At 71.8% G+C, this 6,389-nt stretch carries 4 protein-coding genes; all 4 read right to left on the reverse strand.

Going from position 1 to position 6,389, the window contains the following annotated elements:
* Positions 1-108: 108 nt before the first annotated feature.
* A complete protein-coding gene (locus tag VM840_11045) occupies positions 109-1,347 on the reverse strand; it encodes an MFS transporter (protein ID HVL82112.1) in 1,239 nt (412 codons plus the stop codon).
* Positions 1,348-1,352: 5 nt separating this feature from the next.
* Positions 1,353-1,562: a DUF2277 domain-containing protein gene (locus VM840_11050; GenBank protein HVL82113.1), complete on the reverse strand. Its 210-nt coding sequence runs from the start codon at positions 1,560-1,562 to the stop codon at positions 1,353-1,355.
* Between the two features lie 63 nt (positions 1,563-1,625).
* Positions 1,626-3,881, reverse strand: a complete 2,256-nt coding sequence (locus tag VM840_11055) for a hypothetical protein (protein ID HVL82114.1) — start codon at positions 3,879-3,881, stop codon at positions 1,626-1,628.
* A gap of 72 nt (positions 3,882-3,953) precedes the next feature.
* Positions 3,954-6,389, reverse strand: a 2,436-nt coding sequence (locus tag VM840_11060; protein HVL82115.1) for a SpoIIE family protein phosphatase, incomplete at its 5' end; no start/stop codon positions are given.

Raw genomic sequence — 6,389 nt, forward strand, 5'->3', positions numbered from 1 at the left:
GATCGGCGAGGAGGCGATGCTGCTCGGTCGGGCCACCGTCGAGGGGGACATGCTGATCGGGAGCCGGTTCGACGAGCTGTTCCGGCCCCCCGCCGAGCTGATCGCCTCCTAGGGCTGCTCCGGGAGCGGCAGACCGGTGCCCGCGGATCGGCGCCGCGGCACCCGCGCCCAGGCGGCCGGGAGCGCGACGAGCGCGGCGGGCACGGCCATGACGGCGAAGGCGGCCCCGAAACCGGCTCCTGATGCAAGCACCCCCGCGACCACCGGTCCGATGATGCCGCCGAGGTCGCCCGCCATCTGGTGCAGCGCCACCGCCCGGCCGCGGTTCGTCTCGTCCACCACGTCGGCCACGAGCGCCACCACCGGGACCCGCGCATAGCTCTGGAGCGCGCCCAGCACGGTGAACGCTGCGACGAACATCGTGACGTCGTCGAGGAAGCCGAGAACCGCCGTGAGGACCGCGGTCGACAGCATCCCCGCCACCAGGACCCCGATCCTGCTCCGATCGGCCACCCGGCCCGCGTGGGGGAGCACGAGGAGGGAGGCGACCGCGGAGGCGGTGATCACGGCCCCGATCCACGCCTCCGAGCGGCCGAGCCGCTCGGCCGAGAAGAGAGGCATGAGCGTGATGCGGCTCCCGAAGATCGTCCACCACAGGGCCAGGTTCGCCGCCAGAGCCAGGACGTAGGCGCGTGAGGTGGGCAAGCCGCGCCATGAGCCGAGCCACCCGCCGGACACCTCGGGTGCCGGACGCTTGTCGACGCGCCTCATGCGCCGGAACGCGATGATCGCGCTCAGCGCACAGAAGATCCCGTAGGCAAAGAACGGGGCGCGCAGGCCCCAGATCCGCGCGATCACTCCGCCCGCGACCGGACCCATCGTGATCCCGGCCGTGAAGGACGCCTGGTACATCGAGAGGGCCCGGCCCGCGGCCGACCTGTCAACGAGCGTGAGGACGTACGAGTACATCGAGGAGATGAACCAGGCGGAACCCACTCCGCCGGCGCAACGGAAGAGCAGCAGGAGGGGGTAGTTCGGGGCGGCTCCCGCGGCGGCTGAGGACACCCCCACGATCAGGACCCCCAACACCGCCACCCGTCTCTCGCCCCACCGGTCGACGAGCAGACCCCCCGGGGGCTGCGACAGCAGTCGGACGAGCCCGAACCCGGATATCAGCAGCCCCACGGCCGCGTACGACACGTCGAACGACCGGGCGTACAGGGGCAGCACGGGCGCGATGATCCCGAACCCGAGCATCACGACGAACGTGATGCTCAGGACGGCCCGGAAGTCGGGGTTGCGCAGCGGGGACGGCGGGGATGCCCCCCCAGGGTGCGACGCCTGCACGTGGTTCAGCGGGCGCGCGCGCCGACCCGCAGGGAGCCCAGGAGGCGCGCCGTCACGTCTGCGATCTCACGGACGGACCGGTTGAAGGCATCCTCGTTCGCCCTCGAGGGTGTGCGGAAGCCGCTCACCTTCCGGACGTACTGGAGCGCGGCGGCTTCGATCTCGTCGGGGGTTGCGGGCGTATCGCTGCGGAGGGTCTTGATGCTCCTGCACATGTCGGCTCCCGTTCGGTGGGTCGAGGGAGGGCCGCGAGGGCCCTCCCTCATGTTCGCACCGCGTCACCTCATGCGCCGCCTGGCCCGGAGACCGGCCATACCCAGAGCGAGCATCCCCAGACCCTGCAGCGTGGTCCCGAGGGCGACGGGTCCGGTCCGGGGGAGGGTCAGGCCGAGGACGGCTCCCGGCTGCGTGGGCTGAGGCGTCGGCTCCGGTTCGGGGTCCACCGCCTGGGCCAGGACCGCCTGCTGTGCCGTCCCTGCCACGCCGACACCCTCGCGGGCGGCGTCCTCACCCTCACAGTCGGCCAGGGTCGCCGTGGCCGTGGCCAGGTCGCTGATCTCACCGCGGCCGCCCTGGGCGGTGAAGACCGCGGTGACGGCCAACGACCCGCCCGGCTCGATGGGGCCGAGGCCCTCCCACACGATCGTCGCGTCGGAGAGGTTCTCGCCGTCCGGGACCTCGTCCGCCTCGGGCTCGGTCGAGTCCACGCGGAAGCGCGCATCCCCGGTGGTCGTGATCGCGTCCGAGATGGTGAGTTCCTCGATCGTGCAGTCGAAGTCGTTCGTGACCTCGATCGTGACCGTGAACGCGCCACCGATGGTCACCGTGCCGGGATCGACGGTCTTCGTCACGTCCAGGGGTGGGGTCTCCACGGGCTCCTCCACCTCTACGCGGACCTCTTCGGACGTTCCCTGGGTTCCGACGCCGGTGGGGGAGACGTCGACGCCCCCGACCGAGGTGCCCTCGGCCGCGCAGTCACCGAACGTCGCCGTGACCGAGGCCGTGTCGAAGATGGTTCCCACACCTCCCTGCGCCAGCAGGGTGACGGTCACCTCCACCGTCTCCCCAGGCTCGATCGGGCCGATGTCGTTCCACGTCACGACGCCTACGTCCAGCTCGCTCCCTTCGGGGACGTCGTCGGCGGGGGGATCGGTCTCGGTGACCTCGAACCGCGCGGCGCCCTCCGTACCGATCTCGTCGGTGACGACGACATCCTCGAGCACGCAGTCGAACGGGTTGGTGACCGGGATGGTGGTCACGAAGGTCTGCCCGACGTTGATGGTCGGGACGTCCGATGTCTTGGTGACCGGGAGCTCGCACTCGATGCCGCCCACCGGGACCGTCGAGGAGACCTCCATGTGTCCGAGTCGGATGTTCGCGGCCCGCTGGCTGATCTGACCTTCCGCGTTGCGCTGCTCGAGCAGCCGGATCCGCGCCACGTCCACGGCGGCCGCGACCTCGGTGCCGTCAGCCGCGACCGTGGGGGCCGAGCCGGTCGCCCCGCCTATGGCACGTGGAGGCTCACCGATCACGATCTCCCCCACCCCCGGGATCGGCACGACCAGTCCGTCGTCGTCGAGCACGTCCTGCGCGGCGAGCTCGAGCGCCGGCGCTCCCGCGCGGAGGATCCGGACGACGATCGTCTCCGGGTTCTCGGCGTCGGGCCCGTACTGCACGTACGCGCCCCCGCTGACTCCGGTCGCCACCGCCTGTAGGACCCACTCCCCGAGGAGCTCGATCGTCACCTCGTTGGTGCCCCCTCGGAACAGCGTGACCGGCGCGATCGTCTGGCGGGTCTCGGAGATGAGGCCGAGCGCGGATCCGAGCTCGGCGCCCGCCTGGGAGACCTGGCGGGTGAACATCGTCCTGGACATCGACCGGGTCACCGCCCGAGCCGGATCGGGAGCATCGGCTGCGAGCAAGGGGGAGTCCAGCCCCTCCGCCGCCGTCTCCTGGCCCGTGTCGACCAGCTGAGCGTCCGCCACGTAGCCGAGGCCGTAGCTGTAGGGCGCGCCGATCACGCACAGAGCATCGGGCTCCCAGCGGGCCTGGGCCTGTCCGCGGGCGGCCGATACCCAGGCCAGGGGGTCGGCGTCGACCGGTCCGGCTTCGCGGGTCACCACGTCGGTGGAGGGTGGCGCGCTGGCCTCGGCGCGCGCGAGGACGGAGAGGGTCGGGGAGCCGGCGTCTGGTGCCTGGGCCACACCGACCTCGAGGGCGGAGCCGCGTCCGTAGCTGTCGGCCTCCACGGCCGGGACCACAGGACGCTGCATCTCGTTCAGGATGGGCCCGGACAGCCCCGTCGAGTCGACGGCCGCGCCGGAGAAGGAGACGTCCACGTTGGCGACCCGCACCGTGCCGGATTGCAGCGCGTCGGCGTGGATGGCCGTCCCGGTCGAGTACCCTGAGAACACGGCCTCCGCATACGGAACCTGGGAGGACGCCGTGGGGGGCGCATAGGCGGCGAGCAGCAGGACGAGCAGACCGACCTTCAACGCGGGCGCCGGCCGGGGGCGCCTGGGGGACCGGGACATGCGAACGCTCCAGGGTCGACGGCAACTACCAGGGGCTTTCGATACCCTTCGTCGCGCTCGCCTACACGCGCGCTACGTGGGGTCGGCGGCGACGGGAGCCTCGGCTCCCGCGGTCTGGGCCGAGGCGGGCTGCCCCGTGGCGATCACCGCTCGGACGACCGTCCCGGTTCCGTCGCTGCGGATGTCCACCTCGCGAGACAACGACCGGACGATGAACAGTCCTCGCCCCGTGACGGCCAGCGGGTCCGGACGGTCCGTACCGCGGGTGACGAGGGCACCGTCTCCCGTCCCGTCGTCGGAGACCTCGAGCACGATCGAGGAGTCGACGACGTCCGCCGCCAGGACGACCGACGACCGAGCGAAGCGCACGCTGTTGGACACGAGCTCGGAGACGCACAGCAGTGCGTCCTGCAGCCTCTCCGGGGAGACCTGCTGGGCCGAGAGCCACTCGGACAGGTTGGACCGCGCCACCCGGACCGTCTCCCGCGAGGGGATGTAGCGCCAGACCGCCCGGTGCTCCCCGGGCGCGCGGCGCAGCACGAGGGCGAGGGAGTCGTCGCGTCGCTCTGCCCCCTGGAGGCATCCTTCGACGAGGAGGGCCGGCATCTCGTCCGTCGAGGCCGACGCGACGCACGCGGCCTGCTCCATCAGTCGCTCCGTCCCCTCCAGGATGTCCTTGCGCGCCTCGACGAGACCGTCCGTGTACAGGACGAGGGACTCGCTCGGGCCGAGCGTGAATCGGACGACGTCGTCGGAACCGGCGCCGGGCCACCCGATCACTCCGCCCGACGCCGGGATCTGGCGCACCCCCTCGGGAGAGACGTGCAGCGCCGGGGGGTGGCCTCCCGACACCAGCTGGACGAGACCGGACCGGGGGTCGTACCGCAGGACCAGGACGCTGGCCGCGAGCCCCGGACTCTCCGCGCGCATGAGCTCGTCGGCCCTGGCGACGATCTCGTCGATCGGGCACTCCTGGAGGGCGAGGAGGCGGAGTGCGTGGACGACCGCGAGCGCGTCGCGGGTGGCGGCGACCCCGTGTCCGAGCACATCCACCACCGCCACGTGCAGATGACCCGACGGAAGCACCTGCCAGTCGTAGAGGTCTCCCCCGGTCGGGGCGCTCGGATCGGACGCGATGTACGAGACCGCGAGCTCGAGATCCGGCACGGTGGGGCGCTTGGGCATCACCGCCTGTTGGAGCTGCTCGACGATCGCGCGCTGTGCCCTCTCCGCCTCCGCCAGGCGGCCGAACTCCTCGCGCAACCGGTCGATCTCCTCCTCGGATGTGATGTCGCGGGCGACGACGACGAGCGTGCGCGCCGTCCCCTCCGGGTCGAGCGCGAAGCTGTAGGAGCACGACAGGGTGCGGGTGGTCCCGTCCGGGCGGGTGATCCTGAGCTCGGACGGGAGCTTGCGACCGTCGGTCCACAGCTCGGGCCTCACGCGTTCACCCTCGGCGGTCCGGGGGTCGAGCACGTCGATCGCGGTGGCGGCGTCGACCACCTCCGAGGCCGGGAGCCCCGATATCTCGGCCATGGCCTCGTTCCAGCTCCTCACCCGACCGTCCTCGCCTATCGTCAGGATCCCGTCGGACGTGGTCGAGACGATCTCGGCCAGCTTGCGCCGCTCCTCCAGGATCTCCGCGAAGAGCGACCCCTTCGTGAACGTGACCGCGGTCTCCCGGGCCAGCGCCTCGATCACGGCCAGCTCGCCCGCTTCGAACCCCTCGAACCCGGCCTGATCCAGGACGATGAGGACCCCCGAGACCTCGTCGTCGTCGGTGAGCGGCGCGGCGAGGCACTCGCGCCATCCCGCCGACACGAGCGCGTCCCGCGCCTCGCCGCGTTCCTTCGCCGCGACCCTGGCCGGCTCGCCTCTGTCGAGCAGCATGCCCTCGAGCGTGACGGTGTCGTCGGGCTGGATCTCAACCGTGTGACCCCCGGTCGAGGCCACGTACCGGTGGACTATCCTCCCTTCCGCCGACCGCAGAACCAGCTCGGCCGCGACCGCCTCGAAGCAGGTAGCGACCTCCCGCAGGTATGCGCCGATGGCTTCGCGTGGGTCGAGCGGCTCCGCCAATGCCCGGGCCGCCCGGTGCAGCCCGGCCAGCCGGACCCGGTCCGAGCGCGTGCCCGCGTAGCCGCGGTACGCGAAGAACAGGACCGCGAGAGGGACGATGAACAGGAGCGAGGCCAACGGATGACCGTCGATGGCGAGCACGTACAGGAGGCCTATGAGCGAGTTGACCGCCCAACCGATCACCCATCCGGGGAGGATGATCGGAGCGAGTTTGCGCAGCTGAGCCGGGAGCGAGCTCCGGTTCACGATCGAGAGCACGACCGTGAAGGCCGTCTGGTTGACCGCGCCCACCACCGCCAGCGCCAGGACCGTCACCGCCACGGTACGCCCCGTCACCTCCGTCGACGGCGACAGCGCGTGCCAGACCCAGCCCCCCACCCCCGCCGCGAGCGCCCACTGCGCGGCGGGGGTGGGGGGCTGGGTCTGGCA

This window comes from Actinomycetota bacterium (genome assembly GCA_035540895.1).
Classification (GTDB): Bacteria; Actinomycetota; JAICYB01; order JAICYB01; family JAICYB01; genus DATLFR01.